General features: G+C 69.1%; 19 protein-coding genes and 1 tRNA gene. 16 read left to right on the top strand and 4 right to left on the bottom strand.

Translation table 11 applies throughout. The features are described from left to right. Positions 1 to 58 precede the first annotated feature (58 nt). The 5 genes from VHD82_RS07180 (at position 59) to VHD82_RS07160 (ending at position 2,539) form a co-directional block, all read left to right on the top strand. Complete coding sequence (locus VHD82_RS07180) at positions 59 to 373, top strand: hypothetical protein (RefSeq protein WP_325698342.1); 315 nt, start codon at positions 59 to 61, stop codon at positions 371 to 373. Positions 374 to 404: 31 nt separating this feature from the next. Next, the gene (locus VHD82_RS07175; RefSeq protein ID WP_325698339.1) at positions 405 to 596 is read left to right on the top strand and encodes a hypothetical protein; all 192 of its coding nucleotides are present in this window, start codon (positions 405 to 407) and stop codon (positions 594 to 596) included. A 118-nt stretch (positions 597 to 714) separates the two neighbouring features. Then, positions 715 to 1,410, top strand: a complete 696-nt coding sequence (locus VHD82_RS07170) for a hypothetical protein (protein ID WP_325698336.1) — start codon at positions 715 to 717, stop codon at positions 1,408 to 1,410. A gap of 12 nt (positions 1,411 to 1,422) precedes the next feature. Further along, a complete protein-coding gene (locus VHD82_RS07165) occupies positions 1,423 to 2,235 on the top strand; it encodes an FtsK/SpoIIIE domain-containing protein (RefSeq protein WP_325698333.1) in 813 nt (270 codons plus the stop codon). 43 nt (positions 2,236 to 2,278) lie between these two features. Further along, positions 2,279 to 2,539, top strand: coding sequence for a hypothetical protein (locus VHD82_RS07160; protein WP_325698330.1), 261 nt, complete (start codon positions 2,279 to 2,281; stop codon positions 2,537 to 2,539). Positions 2,540 to 2,618: 79 nt separating this feature from the next. On the opposite strand, the gene VHD82_RS07155 is transcribed toward VHD82_RS07160, so the two are convergent. Then, complete coding sequence (locus VHD82_RS07155; RefSeq protein ID WP_325698327.1) at positions 2,619 to 3,227, bottom strand: DUF6000 family protein; 609 nt, start codon at positions 3,225 to 3,227, stop codon at positions 2,619 to 2,621. Positions 3,228 to 3,280: 53 nt separating this feature from the next. Between VHD82_RS07155 and VHD82_RS07150 the strand changes: the two genes are divergently transcribed. Genes VHD82_RS07150 through VHD82_RS07140 form a run of 3 tightly spaced genes read left to right on the top strand, consistent with a single transcriptional unit; the run spans position 3,281 to position 6,173 of the window. Continuing rightward, positions 3,281 to 4,738, top strand: coding sequence for a replication initiator (locus VHD82_RS07150; protein WP_325698324.1), 1,458 nt, complete (start codon positions 3,281 to 3,283; stop codon positions 4,736 to 4,738). Positions 4,739 to 4,751: 13 nt separating this feature from the next. Then, entirely contained in the window at positions 4,752 to 4,928 is a 177-nt protein-coding gene (locus VHD82_RS07145; protein ID WP_325698321.1) for a helix-turn-helix domain-containing protein, read from the top strand. A 33-nt stretch (positions 4,929 to 4,961) separates the two neighbouring features. Next, positions 4,962 to 6,173 carry a site-specific integrase gene (locus tag VHD82_RS07140; RefSeq protein WP_325698318.1) on the top strand — a complete coding sequence of 404 codons (1,212 nt, stop codon included), beginning with the start codon at positions 4,962 to 4,964 and terminating at the stop codon, positions 6,171 to 6,173. Here VHD82_RS07140 and VHD82_RS07135 read toward each other — a convergent pair. Beyond that, positions 6,174 to 6,249 (bottom strand) — tRNA-Lys (locus VHD82_RS07135). 151 nt (positions 6,250 to 6,400) lie between these two features. Here VHD82_RS07135 and VHD82_RS07130 point away from each other — a divergent pair. The 3 genes from VHD82_RS07130 to VHD82_RS07120 all read left to right on the top strand — a co-directional run bounded on the left by VHD82_RS07130 (position 6,401) and on the right by VHD82_RS07120 (position 10,730). Further along, positions 6,401 to 7,108, top strand: a complete 708-nt coding sequence (locus VHD82_RS07130) for an SDR family NAD(P)-dependent oxidoreductase (RefSeq protein WP_325698314.1) — start codon at positions 6,401 to 6,403, stop codon at positions 7,106 to 7,108. Between the two features lie 16 nt (positions 7,109 to 7,124). Next, complete coding sequence (locus tag VHD82_RS07125) at positions 7,125 to 8,495, top strand: fatty acid--CoA ligase family protein (RefSeq protein WP_325698311.1); 1,371 nt, start codon at positions 7,125 to 7,127, stop codon at positions 8,493 to 8,495. 108 nt (positions 8,496 to 8,603) lie between these two features. Then, the gene (locus VHD82_RS07120; RefSeq protein WP_325698307.1) at positions 8,604 to 10,730 is read left to right on the top strand and encodes a hypothetical protein; all 2,127 of its coding nucleotides are present in this window, start codon (positions 8,604 to 8,606) and stop codon (positions 10,728 to 10,730) included. Here VHD82_RS07120 and VHD82_RS07115 read toward each other — a convergent pair. Continuing rightward, complete coding sequence (locus VHD82_RS07115) at positions 10,720 to 11,841, bottom strand: hypothetical protein (RefSeq protein ID WP_325698304.1); 1,122 nt, start codon at positions 11,839 to 11,841, stop codon at positions 10,720 to 10,722. The genes VHD82_RS07120 and VHD82_RS07115 overlap by 11 nt on opposite strands. Before the next feature lie 147 nt (positions 11,842 to 11,988). Between VHD82_RS07115 and VHD82_RS07110 the strand changes: the two genes are divergently transcribed. The 4 genes from VHD82_RS07110 to VHD82_RS07095 are packed head-to-tail and all read left to right on the top strand — an operon-like array spanning position 11,989 to position 18,198. Then, positions 11,989 to 14,013, top strand: coding sequence for a fibronectin type III domain-containing protein (locus VHD82_RS07110; protein ID WP_325698301.1), 2,025 nt, complete (start codon positions 11,989 to 11,991; stop codon positions 14,011 to 14,013). A 38-nt stretch (positions 14,014 to 14,051) separates the two neighbouring features. Beyond that, positions 14,052 to 15,005 (top strand): MoxR family ATPase, encoded by a 954-nt coding sequence (locus VHD82_RS07105; RefSeq protein ID WP_325698298.1) that lies wholly within the window; start codon positions 14,052 to 14,054, stop codon positions 15,003 to 15,005. 2 nt (positions 15,006 to 15,007) lie between these two features. Then, positions 15,008 to 16,114, top strand: coding sequence for a DUF58 domain-containing protein (locus VHD82_RS07100; protein ID WP_325698295.1), 1,107 nt, complete (start codon positions 15,008 to 15,010; stop codon positions 16,112 to 16,114). Beyond that, entirely contained in the window at positions 16,090 to 18,198 is a 2,109-nt protein-coding gene (locus VHD82_RS07095) for a transglutaminaseTgpA domain-containing protein (RefSeq protein ID WP_325698292.1), read from the top strand. The genes VHD82_RS07100 and VHD82_RS07095 overlap by 25 nt, the downstream gene beginning before the upstream one ends. Before the next feature lie 7 nt (positions 18,199 to 18,205). Here the strand turns inward: VHD82_RS07095 and VHD82_RS07090 are convergent, their stop codons facing one another. Next, complete coding sequence (locus VHD82_RS07090) at positions 18,206 to 19,528, bottom strand: serine/threonine-protein kinase (RefSeq protein ID WP_325698289.1); 1,323 nt, start codon at positions 19,526 to 19,528, stop codon at positions 18,206 to 18,208. Between the two features lie 113 nt (positions 19,529 to 19,641). Here VHD82_RS07090 and eccD point away from each other — a divergent pair, with 113 nt between their 5' ends. Next, complete coding sequence (gene eccD / locus VHD82_RS07085) at positions 19,642 to 20,997, top strand: type VII secretion integral membrane protein EccD (RefSeq protein WP_325698285.1); 1,356 nt, start codon at positions 19,642 to 19,644, stop codon at positions 20,995 to 20,997. The last annotated feature ends 3 nt before the right edge of the window (positions 20,998 to 21,000 follow it).

Raw genomic sequence — 21,000 nt, 5'->3', positions numbered from 1 at the left:
ACCCGGAGCGGACGGTGGAACCAAGTAACTGCCTTGGAGGGCAACAGATATGCGATTGATGATCGACACCAGTCAGGTCACGTTCACGGTGGGGCGTGAGGCCCAGCCGAAGACGGACCAGAACGGTGTGCAGCGTGTTGAGCGCAGCACGAACATTCCTATGTGGTCTGTGCAGCTGGTTGCGATGGACAACGGCGGGGCTGAGGTGATCAGCGTGACTGTGGCGGCTCCCGCGCCGCCGAAGGTCTCGATTGGTTCGCCTGTCACCCCGGTCGAGTTGCAAGCGATCCCCTGGGCACAGAACGGCCGCAACGGCGTGGCGTTTCGTGCGAGCGAGATCAAGGCCGTGACCGGCTCGAAGTCGGCTTCCTGAGCTATCCCAACGAAAGCACCGAGGAGCAATCGTGCTCAACGACAACGTGCAATATCCGATCAAAACCCTGGATCGGAATGACCCGAGATTCACCTTCGGCCTGCTGACCGACGTGGCCGCCGTGCTCCAGGAACACGGCTACCCGAGAATCCGGACCGGAGCGGATCTTATCCGCCTTCGGCAAGCATTGTGGTCCTTTTTGTACAGCACCACTTCTGTCTGATCACGAGTGACACGGGGCCGGTCCGGTTCTTGGCGGTTCCTGCCCGGCCCCGCGTCGCCCAGCAACTCTGCCTTGGAGGCCAAGAGTCATGGCGAAGTCTAGCCGCGGTTCGCGCCGCATGCGACGGCTCGATGTGATGGAAATCTGGGAAGCGCCCAAGCGGGCGTGGCCCGTCGTGCTGTTCTGCCTGCTGATCCGCTGGCGGGCCGAAATCGTGCTCGGTGTCGGATTCCTGCTGGGTATGGGCTGGCTGCGGCACGAGCTTGGGCCGGTGTGGCCCTGGGTGATCTTCACGGGCTTGCTCGTGCTGATCGCTGTCATTCCGCAGACACGGTGGTTCGTGTTCTCCCGCGTTTGGTGCGTGGTGGACCGTCACCGGCTGCGGACGTGTCTGCGGCAATCTCGGCCGCGCACAACGAATCTGGACGGCGCGCTGCCGTTCATGCTCTGGGCCCGACCCACCAAGACCGGCGAACGCGTCTGGCTGTGGGCTCGCGCTGGCTCGTCTTCCGGCGACCTGGAAGAGGTGCTGGAGTACATCGCTCCGGCCTGCTACGCCCGGGAAGCACGGGTGCACACCGTGCGGAAACTGTCCACCCTGTTCGCGGTGGATGTCGTGCGACGTGACCCGCTCGACAAGTCGACACCGATCGACTCACCACTGGCCAAGATCGGCTCCCTGTTCGGCGGTCGGGCACCGCTGGAGACCACCGAGCCCATTTCCGGCGCCACCATCACTCCCCTGAAACGTCCGGCTGAGAAGCAGCCGGACGTGGTGGTCAACGGCGAAGACCTGTCCGACTACATCGACTGAGGGAGGAAAACCTTGTCCAGGAAGGAAACCATCCCCGTCGCGGGACTGTCCATCTACGACCCGGTACACCTCGGCATCTACGAGGACGGGCATGGCGTCGACTTTGAACTGATCTGGCGCAACATCCTGCTCGCCGGGGAACCCGGTGCGGGAAAGTCCGTGGGGCTCAACAACATCGTGGCGCACGGGGCGCTCTGCCCTGACCTGTCGCTGTGGCTGTTCGACGGAAAACAGGTCGAACTCGGTCTGTGGCGAGACGTCGCCGACTTGTTCGTCGGCCCTGACATCGACGGTGCACTGTCCGCTTTGGAACGTCTCCAGGAGGAGATGAACCGCCGCTACCGCGAACTCGATCGGGTCCGGCGGCGCAAGATCGACCGGCGTGACCCCATCGACGTCATCATGGTCGTCATCGATGAACTGGCTTTGTTCTCGGCCACGATGGGCACCAAGGACCAGCAGGACGTCTTCGTGCGCCTGCTGCGTGATCTCGTGGCGCGCGGCCGGGCCGCCGGGATCATCGTGGTTGCCGCGACACAACGACCTTCGGCCGACATCATCCCGACGTCGCTGCGGGACCTGTTCGGCTACCGGATGGCCTACCGGTGTACCACCGATTCGTCCTCGGACATCATTCTCGGCCGTGGCTGGGCCAGCCAGGGTTACGACGCGTCCACCATCACCCCGGAAGAACGGGGCGTGGCGCTGCTCCTGGCCGAAGGCGGCTTCCCCCGCCGTATGAAAACCGCGTACCTCACCGACGCGCACATCTATTCCCTCGTGGAATACGCACGCCAGTTGCGTACCAAGAAAAACGCTGCCTGATTCCGCAATTCCCCTTTCTTCTCACAGGAGAGGACTGTCCACAATGCTCACCCCAAGCCAGCCGATCGCGACCAGTCCGGACCAGGTCTGGGTGTTCGTGTCGGCCACCGGCGGCGCTGTCGACGTGGTTCGGCTCGCGCATGTTCCCGGCTCACCGTTGTTCGTCGGGCTGCCGATCGAGGCATTCGACCCGTCCGCCGTACTGCCCACCTACAGCGCCACCGGGGAACTCGTCGAGGGCTACCGCTGGGCCACGGCGGCCGACGTCGACGAATACGCCTACCTGTTCGCCGAGCAGGACTGACGCGCTGGTGACCGTCTCGACCATGACTTCTGGCCCCACCGCTACGGCTGTGGGGTTAGAAGCCGTTGCCGAGTCCCAGTCACGTGACGCTACCCATCCACCGGTCGGCGAGATAGCACAGCTTCCGCACCAGGTGGAATTCCATGTCCGGGACGAGTTGCATCGTCGGTCCCATCGCAAGCCACTTCTGCCAATCGCCGTCGAGGTACCGTGCGGCTTTGTTGGTGCCCAGCTGCGAATCGAGGTACAGCAAAGCGCCGAGTGCCGAAAACTGGTCGTGGCGCAGATCGGTCCGCGGCAGGTACTTGTCCAGATATTCGGCAAGAATCCCTGCATCCTCTGGGGTGCCGAAGCGTGCCAGGGCAAGGCAATACCCCTGACCAGCACGCACGATCTCGCTGGCAAGCAAGAGCTCCCTGATGCGATCGCGATGAACGGTTCGGCGGTCGAGAGCGATGAGCCACGCGGCAGTCAGGCTTGCGCCCCATTCGTAGCTGAGCAGTTCGGCCAACTCGTGATCGGTGATCGCACGGGCGTCAGTGGCGAGTGCGCGACCGAACTGTGCACGGGTTTCCTGATCCATGGCGAGCACACCAGCCTCGGACAGTTTGAGGTGGCGCCCGCCGGGCGTGACGTACCGGCTGACGATCGCGCCAAGCTCGGGCTCCTCAAGATGATTGCGCACCATCACATCTTGCCGCGCCGTCGCGAGTTTGGGCAGGCCGTTCCGGTGGTGGTTCCGTGACCACTGCGCAGCTCGCCGAAGAAGCCACTGCCCGGGCCACGCAGCACGGATACTCGTGGTGGCTCGCGCACGTCATGCCCGCAGCGGCTTGCTCACGGCCAGTACGGCTCCGGCTGGATGCCAGGTGGGATGACGGCACCACGGAGCACGTCACCGACGACATGCCCGACGGGCGGCTCTATGTCGCTTGCAAGAACCGACGCGCATCGGTGTGCCCGGCCTGCGCGGAGACCTACCGGGCCGACACGTACCAGCTCGTGAAAGCCGGGCTCGTCGGCGGCAAGGGTGTGCCCGAGACCGTCACGGAGCACCCGTGCTTCTTCGTCACCCTCACCGCTCCGGCGTTCGGCCCCGTCCACACGCGGGTGACCGGAACAAATGGGCAGGTCCGCCCATGCCGGCCGCGCCGGTTCGCCCCGCTCTGTCCGCATGGCCGCTCGACCGAATGCCGGGTACGGCATGCCGAAGACGACCCGTGCGTCGGGGAGCCGATCTGCCGGGACTGCTACGACTACGACGCGCAGGCGGTGTGGAACTTCCACGCGGGCGAGTTGTGGCGGCGCACCACGATCACCCTCAACCGCTACCTCAAAGCAGCCGCCAAAGACCGGGGCGTCAAAGTCCGGCTCTCGTTCGCGAAGGTCGCCGAGTATCAGCGGCGCGGCACCGTCCACTTTCACGCCCTGATCCGGCTTGACGGGCTCAACCCCGATGACCCGGATACCATTGTGGCGCCGGATGCTTCGATCACGCTGGAGCTGCTGAGCAGCCTCATCGACACTGCTGCGACCGTCACGCGCTTCGCTACGGCGTCCCATCCCCGGCAACGCACCGGCTGGGCCCTGCACTGGGGCACGCAAACCGACATCCGCCGGGTCCGCCTCGCTACCGGTGACCACGACGACCACGGCGCCCTGACATCAGCCGCCGTGGCGGCGTATCTCGCCAAGTACGCCACGAAAGCCACCGAGGAAGCCGGGCACGTATCGAGGAAACTGACCCAGCAGACCGCCAACATCTACGCCGACCAGGACACCCACCAAGCCCGGCAACTCACGGCCTGCTGGTCCCTCGGCAACCGCCCCTTCTACTACACCTCGCAAGCTCAGCGCGAAGCCTGGGACGAGGGCTGGGGCCGCCTCCAGAAGTGGGCGCACATGCTCGGCTACGGCGGCCACTTCTCCACTAAGAGCCGCCGCTACTCCACCACCCTGACAGCCCTTCGCGCTGTCCGTAGGGCCTTCCAGCGCGGCGATAGGCACCCCGAGGACGCGCCGCCGTCCGACGCCGACCAGCTCGGCGACGAAGCCGCGGTAACCCTCAATTGGATCTTCGACGGCGTCGGCTGGCTCACCATCGGCGACGCCGCACTGGCCAACACCGCTGCGGCCAAAGCCCGGGAGCGCAGGCGGATTGCACGAGAGGAAAGGGAGGAATCGTTGGCACGGAAGTGAAAGGACGTGACAGATGGAGAGACTTTGGACGGTCGAAGACGTAGCCGAATACCTCTGCGTCCCGGTCAACACCTTGTATGACTGGCGCGCCCGGGGCTACGGCCCGCAGGGCAAGCGAGTCGGTAAGCACCTGCGCTACAAGGCCGAGGACGTCATCCGGTGGTTCGACTCGCTCAACGACGTGGCTTGAGAGGAAAGGGAAGTGGCACGTCAACCTCTGCCGGTGGGCACGCACGGCAAGATCGGCTCAAGACGGGACGGTGCCTCCTGGAAGGCATGGTGCAAGTACAGGGATACCGACGGTCGGGTGCGCAAGATTCGACGTTGGGCAGCGACCAAGGGCGCAGCAGAGAACGAGGTGCGTGAAAGTGTCCGCGATCGCCGGGTCGGCTCCGGGCTGATCACACCTGAGACGAAAGTTGTCGTTGTCGCCGAGAAGTGGCTTGAGGAGTTCCGCAATCAGGTCGACTTGGGCGTGCGTAGTGGTACCTCGTATGACACCTACGAACAGCGGTGGCGGACGCTCGTCAAGTCTCGCGTTGAGAGCCTGCGAATTAACGAACTCACGACCGGGCGCGCCGACAAGATCATTCAAGACATCAACACAAGCCACTCGGCAAGCACCGCCCGGACCGTCCGGGCCATCATCTCGGGGTTCTGCGCTCTCGCTGTCCGGCACGAGGCACTCAAGGCCAACCCTGTCCGCGATGCGCGGGCCGTAGAGAACCGCAAGCGCAAGAAGCCGGTGCGCGCGCTGAAGGTCGAAGAGGTTCTCGACATTTTCGCCAAGGCTGATGCCGACGAAGTGGCCGTGAGACAGGACCTACCCGACATTATGCGGTTCTACGGCGGCACTGGGGAACGAACCGGTGAGGGGATCGCCGTCCGCTGGGAGAACATCGACTTCACCGAAAAGATCGCCTGGGTTGCAGGCAACATGGTTCGCACAAAGGCTGACGGGGCGAAGATCAACGACGGCAAGACGGAAAATGCCCTCCGAGGCGTCGCGCTGGCCGACTGGCTTACCGCAATGCTGCTGGATCGCCGAACGAGGGTCGCCGCCGAAGCCGGGGTCGCCCCGGAGGAACTGACCGGCTGGGTGTTCCCGAACTCCCTCGGTGGGTTACGCGAGAGCAGTAACCTCCGCCGGGACTGGCGGGCCTTCCGGGAGCGTCACGACATCGGAGACTGGTTCACTCCCCGTACATTCCGCCGAACCGTCGCAACTCTGGTCACTGACGCGCTCCCGGCCCGAGAGGCAAGCGATCTGCTCGGCCATTCCCGCGTGTCACAGACCACAGACACCTATGTGGGCCGTCAAGCGCCGTCCCGTCGTCCGGCCGTTGTATTGGCAGCCTTGGACTCGACGAAAAGGGACAGTTTTGGGACACCAAGATCAGAAACCACAAAACCCCAGGCCGTTGACCTGGGGTGATGGTGCGCCAACAGGGACTCGAACCCCGAACCCGCTGATTAAGAGTCAGCTGCTCTGCCAGTTGAGCTATTGGCGCGAATCTGTTGCCGCGAGGTTTCCCTCGCTGGCGACGAAGAAAAGATTAGCACGCGGCCCCGACCCCCCTCACGCAGGGTCCCCACCTGCCATCACCCCTGGTCACCCGGCACGATTGACTTCGAGTGCGCTCTAAAAACTAGCGTGGCGGCATGACATCGACACTGATCACCGGAGCCAACACGGGACTGGGCTTCGAGACCGCGCGTCAGCTCATCGACGCAGGTCACACCGTCTATGTCGGCAGCCGGGACGCCGGACGTGGGCGGCAGGCTGCCGAACAGCTGGGCGGACGGGCCGTGCAGCTCGACGTCACCGACGACGCGTCCGTGCGGGCCGCGGTCAAGGTCATCGAAGCCGACGGCGGGCTGGACGTACTGATCAACAACGCCGGTATCGCTCCGGAGTGGACCGACGACGGGGTGATCGGCGCCGCTGACCTGACCGCCGACCTCATGCAGCAGACGTTCGAGACGAACGTCTTCGGCACGGTGCGCGTGCTCCACGCGTTTCTCCCGCTGCTACAGCGTTCCGCCGCCCCAGTGGTGGTGAACGTCAGCAGCGGGCTCGCCTCACTGAGCCGGCTCACCACCCCGGACACCTCGGCCTACGCCTACGCGGGAGTCGCCTATCCCGCTTCGAAGACCGCCGTCAACGTGATAACCGTGCAGTACGCGAAGGCGTTCCCGGCCATCCGGATCAACGCGGTGGAGCCCGGCTTCACCAAAACCGACCTGAACGCGAACGCCGGGGCGCAGACCGTCGAGCAGGGGGCCGAGATCATCGTGCGGATGGCCCAGGTCAGCCCCGACGGGCCCACCGGAGGCTACTTCGGCAACGACCGGACCTTTCCCTGGTAAGCGGTAGCGTCGGGCCGTGCCCACGCAGAGTGTCTTCCTGAACGCTGTCCTCACCGCACTGACCGGCGGCGGGGACAGCGTGCTGTTCCACCACCAGGGCCCGATGACCTACCGCGAGGCGCACGACCGGTTGCTGCGCCTGCACGGTGGGCTCGGCGAGGTCGACGTCGTGGCGGTCGACCTGGCGAACCGGCCGGAGACTGTGCTCGTCCAGCTTGCGGCGATGCTGCGTGGCGCGCGCGTGCTGCTCGTGGCGGCCTCGGCTCCCCGCGCGGACCAGCTGGCGGCAGCCGCCGCGGCGGGGGTCACCACTGTCGTCACCGATCGACCTGACGCCTGGCCCGCGGGCGATGTCCGGACGTTGGCCGACCTCGACGGCGAGCCCGTGCCACTCGTCCTGCCTGCCGCGGTGGACGTTCTCCTCCCGAGCGGTGGCACCACCGGCGCGCCGAAACTGATCCGGCACAGCGGGATCTACGACGGCATGGCGCATATCTTCGCGGGATCACCGGCCGAGCCGGGACGCGTGCTCGTCGTCGCGCCGATGACGCACATGACCGGTCACGCGAGCGTGGTCGGCGCCTTGCTGCAGGGCGAAACCGTTGTGGTGCATGACGGTTTCGACGCCGGAGCGGTCCTCGCCGACATCGAGCGGCACCGGATCACGTCGCTGTCCTTGACGCCGCCGCGACTGGCCGAACTGCTCGACCACCCGGCACGGCCGGGCACCCGCCTCGACAGCGTCCGCTCCCTGTCCCTTGGCGCCGCACCGCTGCCGCCGCACCGGCTCGCGCAGGCCCTCGATGTGTTCGGACCTGTTGTGGGACAAGGATATGGGCTCACCGAAGCGCCGATGATCGCGAGCATCTCGGCCGGCGAGCTGATCGGGCGGCCCGAGCGGCTGGGCTCGGTGGGCCGGATCGTGCCGGGGATGGCCGCCCGGATCGTCGACGGGGAGGTCGAGGTGCGCGGACTGGCGATGATGGACGGTTACCTCGGCGCCCCGCCGGTCGGCGACGGCTGGCTACGCACCGGCGATCTCGGGCGCTTCGACGACGAGGGCTACCTCTACCTGCTCGATCGCGCCGACGACGTCGTCGTTGTCGGCGAGCATGGCACGAAGGTCGCGCCGGCCAAAGTGGAGCGCGCGCTGGCGACGCATCCGTCGGTGCGCGAAGTGGCTGTGTTCGGCGTCAACGGGCAGTCGCTGCACGCCGTGGTGGTCGCCGAACCGCCGCTCAGCGCCGAGGAAGTCCGGGCGCACGCGCGCGCGGCGTTCGGTCGCGAGCACTACGTGCCGGCGAGCGTGGACTTCGTCGAGGCGCTCCCGACGACGGGCGTCGGGAAAATCGACAAACGCGCGCTGCGATCCGAGTTCGGACGGTAGCCCGAACAAGACGCGCAAAACCCCACGCTAGGGTGAAACCGGGCATGATCATCGCTGCCTGGGGGAATCACTACCGCAAGCCGTCGCGGGCAGGAAAGGAACAAACACGTGACACAGCTCGTCGACGCTTCACCTGACAACGCGGAGCTCCCCGAGCCCGCGCCGGAAGAACCGGACAGACGCCCGCGCGGCAATCCCGCGTGGTGGATCGCGGCTGTCGCGCTCGTCCTCGGCTTCGGGTTCGTCGCGGGATCGTTGCTGTGGAACAGCGGCAAACTGTTCGCCCCGCTCGACGACGTCTACATCCACCTGCAGTACGGCCGCCAGCTCGGCTCCGGCCATTTCTTCCAGTTCAACACCGGCGACGAGATCAGCGCCGGCGCCAGCAGCATGCTCTATGCGTTCGTGCTCGGCGCCGCGTATGCGGTCGGCCTGCACGGAAGCTTATTCCTGGCCTTCGCCATCGCATTCAACGTCTGTTGCTTCGCCGCGGCAGCCGCGCTGACCAGTGTGCTCGGCGCGCGGCTCATCGGCAGGACGGCCGGGATCTGGGCCGGTCTGCTCGTCGCGGTCAGCGGCCCGCTGTTGTGGGGCGCGGCGAGTGGCATGGAGGTCGGCCTGGTCGCCCTGCTCGTCACGGGGCTGACCCTCACCCTGGTGCGGGAGCAGCCCGCCGCCCGCTTCCGCTTCACGCCGCTGGCGGCCGCGTTGCTCGCGCTGGCACGCCCGGAAGGGCTCATCTTCGCCGGCGTGCTCACCTGCGCGGTGCTGTGGACACTGTGGACACATCGTCGCCTGTCCGGCATTCCCAGGATGCTGCTGCGCGCGGTATGGAGCCTGCTCCCGGTGGCGGTCGGCATCGCGCAGCTGGCGTTCTACCGGATCGCGACCGGTACGGCGTCGGCCAATGGCGTGCAGTCGAAATCGTTCCTGCACGACTCCCCCGTCTTCTATCCCGGCGACTTCCTCGACCGCGTCACCGCCACGCTGCGCAGCTTGCTCGGCACGTTCCTCGGCTTTTCGGCGCAGGACTTCACCTTTCCCGGCGCGCTGCTCCTCGCCGCCGTCGGCGCCGCCTGGCTGCTGCTGCCCCGCGCGAACCGGCCGGTGATCATCGCCGTGCTCGCCGGACTGCTCGGCGCCGTCGGCTCACTTTCCACTTTGAACACCGCGCTGTACCACGAGCTGCGCTACTTCCAGCCGTTCCTGCCACTGTTCTTCCTGTGCGTGGTCGCCGGCGTGCACGGGATCGCGAGATTGCTGCCGCAGCCCCGGTTCCGCCGGTTCGCGCTGCACGGCGCGCTCGTCGTCGCGCTCGTGTTCTCGCTCGTCGCGGTGCCGATGTGGGGCGTGCGCTACGCCAGGGCCGGTGCCGCGATCCGCGATTCGGACGTCTCCTACGCAGCCTGGATGACCGGGCATCTGCCCGCCGATGCCGTCGTCGCCGTCAAGGACGTCGGCGCGGTCGCGTACTTCTCCGACCGGCGCATCGTCGATCTGCTCGGCCTGGGCACCAACGGGCTCGCCGAGCCGGTCAACAACGGCATCGGCTCGCTCTACGAAGCGCTCCGGCACATGCCGCCGACGCAGCGGCCGGACTACTTCGCCACCTACGACACCGGTCCCGGCCCGAGCATGGCGCCGTTGCGCGACGCGGGCCTGCTGGAGCAGCCCGCGGTGGGCAAGTTCCAGGCGAAGACTCCCGCCGATCTGCGTGGTATCACCGCGGTGCCGTTCCGGGACTTCAGCATCGCGAAGGCGAACTGGAGCCTCGCCGGAAACGCCGACGCCGCACCGGTTCCCGGCGAGGTGCGGGACTACCTGAACGTCGCATACCTCGACGACGAGCAGGGCCACGACTACGTGTACGTGCCGGGGCAGACCGGGATGCAGCCGTGGACCGCCGTCGCGCGCGTGCAGGACGTGATCGACGCGGGCCGGATGATCGTCGGCGGCGAGACTTTCAGTCTGCACAACGCGATCCAGGGCAAGCCGGCCACGCTCACCGCCCGCGCCGACATCCGCGGCATCCCGGACATGACCGTCGTAGTGGACGGGCAGGAGGCCGGGACGTGGATCCGGAACGAGTCGGACGAGGCGTGGCAGAGCGATTCGTTCACGATCCCGGCGGAGCTGATCACCTCGCCGGACGTGCACATCGAACTCCGCCAGCCGCGGCCATTGCTGAACCCGTACCCCGAGTACACGTCCTACGGGTACTGGCTCACCCAGTGAAGGGCTCCGACGCCGGCACGCCCAGCGGGAGGGTGACAACCATCCCGTGCCCGTGCCGGCCGTCCAGCCGCACGAGGCCGACCGCCCATTCGCCCGCCACCCGGGTGAGCACGTCCGTCGCGTGCTCCAGCGCGGCCGGGTCGGCGGCGGCGATGCGCAGTGCCGCACCGGCTTCCGGTTCGGTCCCGGTTTCCCGGCTCGCGCTGACGGCGACCGTCACGGCCGCGTAAGGCGTCACAGTCAGCAGCCTGTGCAGCAATTGTGGTGCGACAGCAGGGGAAACACCGGCCCAGCCGACGAGCTGGAACGTCGTCTGCGAGACCGGCCCGCTGTAGAAGAGCCGCCAATCCTCGCGGACGTGGTGACGGCCGGCGGTGACGTGTGCGAGTGAGGCCAGTGCGCTGAAGAACTCGTTCTCCGGCAAGGTTTCCATCCGTAGACCGGACCGCTGCAGGCCGCGCCGCACCCGGCGCAGGGCGTTGCCGAGCGCCTGCCGCATCTCGGCGTCCTGGTAGACGTCGACAGTGCGCCGGGCCTGCAACGCGAGCCACGACCGAAGTGGACGATCGGGTCCGATTCCGGCGTGGTGCACCACCTGCGCGGTGAACGCGACGTCCTGCACCGGCGGCAGCAACAGGCCGGGCGGGGGCACGGCGAGTTCCCGCCCAGCGGTTTCCGGGCGCAGCACAACGGTGATCCCGGTGATCCGGCTCAGCATGAACACCGGCTCCTCGCCGACGTGGTGCACCAGGCTCACCGCCTCCGGAGAAAGCGCCCGCAGCAGCGCCCGGCCGCTCCCGCCCGCATCCCGCAGGTCATGCTCGAACCGGCGCAGCGCGTACCGCGCCCCCAGGAAAAGCCATTCGTAGAGCCAATGACCGCGCATCCGAACGCTCGCCAGCAGCACCAGGATCGCCGCGCCGAACACCACCACGGCGAACACCGCCCACCGTTCCCGCAAGGCCAGCACGGTCACCATCAGCGCGAGCTGCCAGCAGACCAGCTGTGGCACCCCGAGCCCGCCCAACGGCGCTCGCGGACGCGGCGCCGGTAGCCGGTACCGCTGCACCGCGGGGTTCGGCGCGGTGCGAATGCCACCAAGATGGGTCACCGGAATCCCTCCTCGTTTCGTCGGCACCAGCCTGGGCGGGCGAACATGAGGATTCCGTGACACCTGCGTCTTCATCTGGATTCCATCGTGGACCGCTAAAGTTCCGGGATGTACCCGCGCTGTATCCCCAGCCCCTAAGGTTGCCGCGTGACCAGTGAACCTTCCGGCGCGAAACGCCGTTTCCGGCTGAGTGCGCCGGCGCGCCGCCGTACGGTGGTTTTCGTGCTGGTCGGCGCGTGCGTCGCGGTGCTGGGCGCGGCAATGACGGGGAACGCGCCGCTCCCGTCCGCACTGGACTTCCTCCAGGTCGGGCATTGGGTCTACAACGACGCTTCCTCTTCGGCCGTGCACGTCGACGGCTCGACAGGCCAGGTCGACGCCCGCGCGAACGTTCCCGCGGCCGCGGGAAGCCAAGTGACACAAGGAGATCACTCGGGTTACGTGGTGGAACGCTCGCGGATCACCGAATTCGACAAGTCGACGCTCAGCGTGGGCAGCAGCACCGCGCCGCCGTCCACGGAGGAGCCGTTCGTCGTCGAGTCCGTCGGCGGGCCGTATCTCGTTTACCGGACCGCGGGGCAGATCGTGCGACTCGGCGACCCTGCTGCCACGATCCCGGCCGGCGGTCCGCTCTCCGCTCCGGTCGTGACCTCGGACGGAACCCTGTGGCTGCACCGGATCGACAACGGCGCGGTCTGTGAACTCCCGCGCGGGGCAACGCTGCTGGCCTGTCCCGGCCGGTTGCCGCAGGGCCACGGCGGCTCGGTCGCGATGGTCGACGACAGGCCGGTGGTGGTCGACACGACGGCCGACACGATGAGCCTCGTCGGCAAGGACGGCCTCGGCGACGGCGCCGGGCTCGGCACCGATCTCCCGGATACCGCACAGGTCGCGAACGACGCGGTGGACGGGCGGCTCGCGGTCGCGGATCCGGAACGCGGCAAGCTGGAGCTCATCGACACGGGCTCACTCGTGACCAACACCCAGCCCGCCGCACCCGTTTCGGTCGACCTGCCCGCGAACGGCCGGTTTTCCGGGCCGGTCGCCGCCGCACACACCATCGTGCTGGTCGACCAGGTGCACAACGAGCTGCTCAGCTACCACAGCGACGGTTCGCTCAACGACCGGAAGCCGGTGTCCGGGCCCGGCGGGACGGTGCAGCCGGTGGTCGGCCAGGACGGCCGGATCTACGTCGACAACGCGGACGGTTCGCACGTGCTCGTCGTCGACGGCCAGGGCGGGGCGGCGACCGACGTGGACGTCGATCAGCAGCCGCCCGGGGACCAGTCCGGCGGCGCTCCACAGACGCCCCCTTCCGCGCCGCCGTCGCTGCAGGCCGGGCCCATCGTGGTCGCGCAGCAACCGCCGCCGGACGCCACGCCGCCCGGTGCGCCGCGCAATGTCAAAGCGACGGCCGGGGACGGTTCGGCCACGGTGTCGTGGTCCGCCGCCACCTCCAACGGCGCGAAGATCAGCGCGTACGCCGTGTCCTGGCCGGGCGGTTCCACCACCGTCAGCGGATCCAGAGGCAGCGTCACGATCAGCGGTCTGGAGAACGGCCGGTCGTACACCTTCACCGTGGTCGCGCAGAACTCGGCCGGGCAGAGTGCCGGCGCCAGTTCGAAGGCCGTCGTCCCCGGCCACGCCGCCGACGCGCCGAAGGTGACCGCGACGGCCGGTTCCAGCGGGGCGGTTTCGGTTTCCTGGTCGGCGCCGGACCTGCACGGTGCGACGCTGGACCACTACGAAGTGACCGCGACCGGCCAGGGCACGCGGCAGGTTTCGGCCACGTCCACGTCGTTCACCGGGTTGAGCGGCACCATCTCGTTCACCGTCCGCGCGATCACCCACTACGGCTCGGGGGCGATGTTGACCGGCGCGTCCGGTTCGGCGAAGGCCACCGTGGCATCCGGTCCGCCGACGGTCTCGATCCTGAGCGTCCGGGGTTCGCAGTCGAACCAGACCATCTACGTGACCGTCGACGCGAACGGAAACGGCGCGCCGGCAACCTGCCAGACGACGTTCCTCAACACCACGCAGAGCCCGGTGGCGTGTTCCGGCACCACCGAGATTCCCATCCCGAACGCGTACTGGCTCGGTCAGGTGACCATCAGCGTCACCATCAAGACCTCACTCGGCACCGCGAGCGACAGCTGGACCGGCACGCCGTAGCGGCGGAGAACGGCCATGCACCAACAGAAAGGGAAGTCGTGACCCTCACGCCGAAAGCGGCCTACGATCTGATCGCCGACAACGTGCAGCGGGTGCTGCGCGGGCATCCGGAGACAGTCCGGCTGGCGGTGGCGGCCCTGTTCGCCGAAGGTCATTTGCTGATCGAGGACGTGCCCGGCGTCGGGAAAACCACGCTGGCGCGGTGCATCGCGGCGAGCCTCGGCGGCCGGTGGAACCGGATCCAGTTCACGCCCGACCTGCTGCCCGGCGACATCACCGGCGTGATGGTGTATCACCAGAACACCGAGAACTTCCAGTTCCACCCCGGCGGCATCTTCGCCAACGTGGTGCTGGCCGACGAAATCAACCGTGGCACCCCGAAAACCCAGTCCGCGCTGCTGGAGGTGATGGCCGAACGCCGGGTGACCGTGGACGCGGTGCGCCAGGACGTGCCGCGGCCGTTTCTCGTGGTGGCCACCCAGAACCCGATCGAGATGGAAGGCACCTACCGGCTGCCCGAGGCGCAGCTCGACCGGTTCCTGATGCGGCTCTGGCTGGGTTACCCCGAGCACGACGCCGAGGTGATGGTGGTGATGGGCGACTGCGCCGGGATCACGCCGGACGAGGTGCGGCCGGTGGTCGGGATCGACGACGTGCAGCAGGTGATCGGGCTGGTGCGCCGTTCGCATCTGGCGTCGGAGATCGTGTCGTACGCGGTGCGGCTGGCGGCGGCGAGCCGGGCCCATCCGGCCGTGCGGTACGGCGCCAGCCCGCGCGGCAGCATCGCGCTCATCCGTGCCGCACAAGGACTTGCCGCCACCTACGGACGTGATTTCGTGACCCCGGACGATGTGAAGGCCGTGGCGCATCCCGTGCTGGGGCACCGGCTCGTGCTCACCCCGGACGCCGAGCTGAACCAGCGCCATGCCCGCGACGTGGTGGACGAGCTGCTCGCGGACACGGCCGTGCCCGCGGTCTCGACAGGGCGATAGCCGTGCGGCTCACCCGCCGTGGCCTCGGCGTGCTCGTCGCGGCCGCCTGTTGTTACGCGCTCGGTGAAGTGGCGGGGTTTCCGTTGCTGCGTGCGATCGCCGGCGTCGGGATCGGCGCCGTGCTCGCCGGGCTGAGCGTCGCGCTGTGGCAGCCGAAAGTCGAGGTCAGCCGGTCCGTCCAGCCGGAGCGGATCGAACGCGGCAAGCCCGCGCTGGCTTCTTTGGTGGTGCGCAACGGAACCGGTCGGCGGCCCCGCGGGTTCGCGGCGCACGACCGGCTCGGCGCGGCGGAGCACCTGGTGCAGATCCGCCCGCTGGAAGACGGCGCGGCGGCCACGTACCACTACGAGCTGCCCACGCACCGGCGCGGCAGGCTCGCGGTGGGGCCGTTGGTGCTGCACAGGTCCGATCCGTTCGGGCTGGCGCGCGGCGAGCGGGCCATCGGCGGGATCGCGCACCTGTGGGCGTATCCGCGGCTGCACGCGGTGCGCGCGAACGGTGCCGGATACCCGCGGCACCACCACGACGGACCGATCACCGATCCGCCGTTGCGGGGTTCGTCGGATCTGCTGGCCGTCCGCGAGTACGTGATGGGCGACGAAGTCCGGTTGCTGCACTGGAAAGCCACGGCGCGCACCGGTCAGCTGATGGTCCGGGAGTACGCCGACCCGGCGCAGCTCCGGTTCACGGCGGTACTGGACACGCGGTCCGGTTCGATGAGCCCGGAGTTGTTCGAGGAAGCTGTCGAGGTGGCGGCTTCGTTGCTGTACGCGGCGGCGTCGGCAGGGCAGCATTGTGGACTGATCACGGCGAGCGGGGCACACACCACTGTGGACAGTGGACTGCGCGTGGCCCGGCTGCTGCTGGACGAACTGTGCGTGGTCGCACAGGACGCCGCGGACAGCGAGCCGCTGGTACCGGCCGCCCGGTCCCGCCCCGGCGGCACGCTCGTGCTGGTGACCGGTGCGGGGGCCGATCTGGGTACCGCGAACCGGTGGCGGCCCGACGTGGTGGTGCGACTCGGGGACGGGCCTTCGGGCGGCGGCACGGTCAGCGCGCCGGACGCGGCGGGGGTAGTGGCGAAATGGAACGCACTGGGGGCGCGGTGACTACGGCTCTGGACCGAGGTGGCGAGCCCGCGGAGGGCTCCCGGCTCGCGGTCGTGGGGTTGCTCGGCTCGTCGGTGGTGGCCGGCCTGTTGTTCACGCCGGTGTTCGGCCTCGGCACGCTGGCGCTGCCGGTGCTCTCGCCCGCGATCGCCGGTTACGCCGGTTTCGAGATCTGCCGTCGGTGGCTCAGTTCGTGGCGGCCGTTGCTGGTGCTGGTACTCGGCGTGCTCGGGCTGTTCGCGGCGGTGCCCGGCACCACGGCGGCAACGCTGGTGCGCGGCGTGACCGAGGGCTGGCTGCGGACGCTGCAGTCCACGTGGCCCGCCCGGCCGGACGCCGATCAGCTGCTGTTCGTGCCGATTCTGGTACTGCTCGCCGTGATGGTCGGCCTGGAAGTTTTGCTGCGCCTCAAAAAACCCGCGGTGGCACTGCTGCCGAGCCTGCTGGTGGCTATGCTCGCCCAGGCTTACCAGGCGTTGACGGGGCTCACCGCGATGCTGGCGGCGCTCGCCTACCTGGCCCCGGCGGCACTGTCACTGTGGACCGCACGGCCGGGACGCCGACGGTTTTCCGGTTCCGGCGCGGTATTGGCACTGTCCACTGTGGTCACGATCGTGGCGGGAGTGGCCGCCGTCGGCAGTCTCGACCCGGTCGGCAATGCGCCGTACCGGCTGGCGGACAGCCACCCCGCGCCCCCTCCTCAGACCGGGATCAGCAACCCCCTCAACGAAATCGCCTCACGGCTGATGCATCCAGGACAGGAGGTGTTCCGCTACCGCACCGACGCACCCGTCGACCGGTGGCGGCTGGTCGTGCTGGACGGGTTCGACGGGGCGGGCTGGTCCGCCGACACGAACCTGCGGCGGCTGGGAGTCGGGCCGGACGGCAACGGTGCCGCGGTGAACACCGCGGATGTGCGGGTCGACGGCCTGTCCGGCCCGTGGCTGCCGAGCCAGCAGAACCTGGTGAGCGTGGCAGGCGCCGATCCGCTCGTGGACGAGACGGCGGAAACCCTGCTCGCACAGGGCAACGAGCAGGCGGGGTACCGGCTGAGCTGGTCGGCGCCACCGTTGCCGGCAGACCTGGGCGCCGCGCGGGTGGACACGCAGGCGCCAGGCGGGCTCGGTGCGCTCGGCGTGGTGCCCGACGACATCAGCCAGCTCGCGTGGCACGCCGTGCGCGGGCTGCGCCCGAGCTTCCAGGCCGCGCTACAGCTGGAACGGTTCCTGCGGGAGAACTACCGGGTCGTCGACGGCGGCACGCCCCCGACCGGGGACGGCTGGCCGCAGCTGCGGGAATTCCTGACGCGGACGAAGGCAGGGACGAGCGAACAGTTCGCCGCGGCGTACGTGGTGCTGGCCAGGATCACCGGCATCCCGGCGCGGCTGGCCGTCGGGTACCGGGGTTCGGCGGAGACGGTGGACGGGTTCCACGTGGTACGCAACAAGGATGTCCTGGCCTGGCCGGAGGTCGCGGTGTCCGGGGTGGGCTTTGTGCCGCTGGATCCGACCTCGGGGGCCGACCGCACGGACCGGCCGCAGAGCGCGCTGTCTCAGGCGGCCGCACAGGCCCGGGCGCAACTGCCGCCGGAGAACCAGCTGCAGCCGCAGACTCCGATCCCGCCGGACGCGAGTGGGGACCAGGTGACCAGCGCCGGATCGAACGTGAGCTGGGCGGTCGCGATCGGGGTTGCCGCGCTGTTGTTGTGCTGGCTTCTCGGGGTACCACTGGCGAAAGCCCTGCGCACGCACCGCAGGCGGCGCCGCAACGGTACCGACGGCGTGCTGGGGGCTTGGGCTGAGGCGCGGGATCTCCTTGTGGCGCACCGGATCCCGTACCGGGCCGGGATGACCCCGCGGGATCTGGCGGCGACAGCGGGCACGCCGATCGAGGAGCCGCTGCTCGGGCTGGCGCAGGTGCTGGACTGGGCGCTGTGGTCGAGAATTCCGGTCAACGACGACGCGCCGCGCCACGCCTGGGCTGCCGTGCGGGCGATCCGCCGGAGCCTGGCGCGGAGGCCTTTCCGCGAGCGCTTGCGGGCCGCGCTGGAGGCACGCACTTTGCTGCGTTCGCGGCGTTCTTGAAGCGCCTTCAGGGATTGCAGCTCGCGCCCCGGAGGGCGACCGGGGCGGTGGAGTAGATGTGTGTGCCGTCCGTGGCCCGGATCTGGAAGCAGTACTTCCGGGTCTGGTCCACCGGCACCGTCATCGCGTGCTGCCGCCCGGCGACGATGGTCGCGGTCGGGATCCGCTCGCCGGCCACCACCACGGCGAAATCCAGGTCACCGGTCGCGGTCCAGTTCAGCTGGACCTTGTCGCCGAGGTCCGATGGCGGGTTCAGCACCAGCTTCACGTCGGGCGCCGGCGCCACGGACGAGACCTGCGCCGGGCCGACAGCGGCCGGCAGGTTCTGCTGCTCCGGCGCCTGACCCGGCCGCAGCACGAACGGCAGCACGCTCAGCCCCACGACCGCGACCCCGAGCACGGCGAGCGCCAGCGGCCGCCAGCGGATTCGCTTGCCCGCCTTGGGTTTGTCCTCGGGCCCGTAGCTCAGGACCAGAGCACGGCCCAGCGTCGGCGCGGGAGGAGCGGGAGCGGGGCTCGGGGCGGCGGCGAAGTCGTCGAACTCCACGGCGCGCCCGTCGCCTGCCCGGTACAGCTTGCGGAACGTGTCCGCCAGTACCGCCGGGTCGCGCGGGCGGTCCTTGGGATCCTTTGCCAGCAACCGGCCGACCACTTCGGACAGTTCCAGTGGCAGGCCCGGTGCCTGCAGCGGCGGCACCGGTTCCCGCAGCACCTGCAGGATCCGCTCCCCCGGCTGCTGTCCGGTCCGCCGCGGGAACGGTGGCGCACCGGTCAACGCCGCGTACAGCACCGCCCCGAGGCCGTAGAGGTCCGTCGCCTCCGTCAGCGCGTCGTCCCGCAACATCTCCGGCGCCGAGTACTCCACGGAATACATCGGGTCACGGGGGAACGCTCTCCGCAGCGCGGTACCGAAGTCGGCGAGAACCAGCTCGCCGGTATGACGGAAAAGTACGTTGTGCGGGGTGACTCCGCCGTGTACCACGCCGACCCGGTGCGCGGCCGCCAAGGCGCCGGAGACGGTCTGTCCGATCGCGAGCGCGTCCCGCACCGTCAGCCGGGCGCCGGAAGCCAGCAGCCCGGCGAGCGAGCCGCGGCACCCCGCCATCCGCAGGCCCGCCCGGCCGTCCGCGAACTGGATGACCTCGTCGGCCTGCAGGATCGCGCGCTCCGAGCGCACCGAATCGAGCGCCTTCCGCTCTCTCTCGAGCCCCGTCGAGGTGTCCCGGCCGAACCCGGCGGGGAACACCTTGACGGCAGCGGCGCCTTCCGCGTACACAGTGGCGACCGGCCCCTCCGCGAGCAGCCTGACTCGCCCGGCCTCGATGCTCATGAGCCCATTCTCGCGCATCCGGGACGGATTCCTGATGCACTACGGCAGGTTCCTGCCTCTGTCAACCATCCGGGCACCGGCCGGCCGAAGCTTTTCCCATGCAGACTGCCGGTTTGATCAGGATCACGATCGCCACACCGAAGCGGCGCATCGACATGGCGCTGCCCGACCACGCGTCCGTGGCCGAGCTCCTGCCCGGAGTCCTGGCCCGCGCGGGCGAGGGCATGGTCGACAAGGGAGTCGCCGGGGGCGGCTGGCTGTTGCGCCGCGCCGACGGCACCCCGTTCGACCTGAACCGGACGCTGGGTGCGCACCGGGTACGGGACGGGGAGGTCCTGCACCTGACCTCGGCGCGGACCACCTGGCCGGAGCCGGAGTACGACGACCTCGCCGACGCGATCGCCACCGGCTCCGGCCGGACCGGCGGCGCGTGGGGGCCGCAGCACACCCGCCGGGCCGGGCTCGCCGCGGGCGCGGTCGTGATCGTGCTCGGGCTGTTCGCGGTGCTGCGTGCCGGGCCGCCGTGGACCGGGCCGGGGCTGTGGTCGCTCGGCACGGCGGTAGTGCTGCTGGTCGCGGGGGTCGTGCTGGCGCGGCCGGTCAGCGACGCCGGAGCCGGTGCGGTGCTCGCTGCCGCCGCGCTGCCGTTCGCCTTCGCCGGTGGGGTGCTGTCGCTGCTCGGGGGACACGCCTGGACCGACGTCACGGCGGGGCACGTCATGTTTGCCGGTGCCGCGCTGTTGTTCGCCGGACTGGTGGGCTATCTGGGAGTTGCCGTCGCGCAGGCCCTGTTCGCGGGCGCGGCCGCGGCGGGGCTGTTCACGGTGGTCGGCAGCGGCGTCGCACTCGCTTGCGGCCTGGCCGCGAACCAGGCCGCGGCGGTGCTCGCCGCCGGGCTGTTGCTGTTGTCGACGTTGTTCGCGCCGATCGCGCTGCGGCTCGGGAAGGTGCCGATGCCGGTGCTGCCCCGCTCGACGGCGGATCTGGTGCGGGACGATCCGCAGCCGCCGCTCACCCGGGTGCACGCTGCCGTCGCGCGCGCGGACGGGCTGCTCACCGGGATGGTCGCCGGAGCGGCGGTGGTCGTCTTCTGCGGCCTGTGCCTGCTGGCCGTCGCCGGCGATACCGCGTCCATGGTGCTGATCGCCGTGGTGACGGCCGGGTTCCTGTTGCGTGCCCGGCTCTATCCGGTGCCGCGGCATCGGATTCCGTTACTGGGCACCGGAATCGCCGGGATCGCGTGCCTGGTCGCGGGTCCGCTCGCGCTGCCGTCGGCCGCGGTGCTCGTTCTGCTGCTCGTCGTGGCGGCCGGGGTGATCACGGCCGGCATCCTGCTCAGCACGCGCACCGCGAACCCTTACCTCGGCCGGTTCGCCGAGTACTCCGAGATCCTCGTGCTGGCGGCTGTCGTGCCGATGGCGTGCTGGGTGCTCGGTCTCTACGCGTACGTGCGCGGGATGGGGGGCTGAAGG

It is taken from the genome of Amycolatopsis sp. (assembly GCF_035546795.1).
Classification (GTDB): Bacteria; Actinomycetota; Actinomycetes; order Mycobacteriales; family Pseudonocardiaceae; genus Amycolatopsis_E.
Note: the sequence above shows the minus strand (reverse complement) of the source record. Positions and strands in the feature narration are given on the sequence as shown.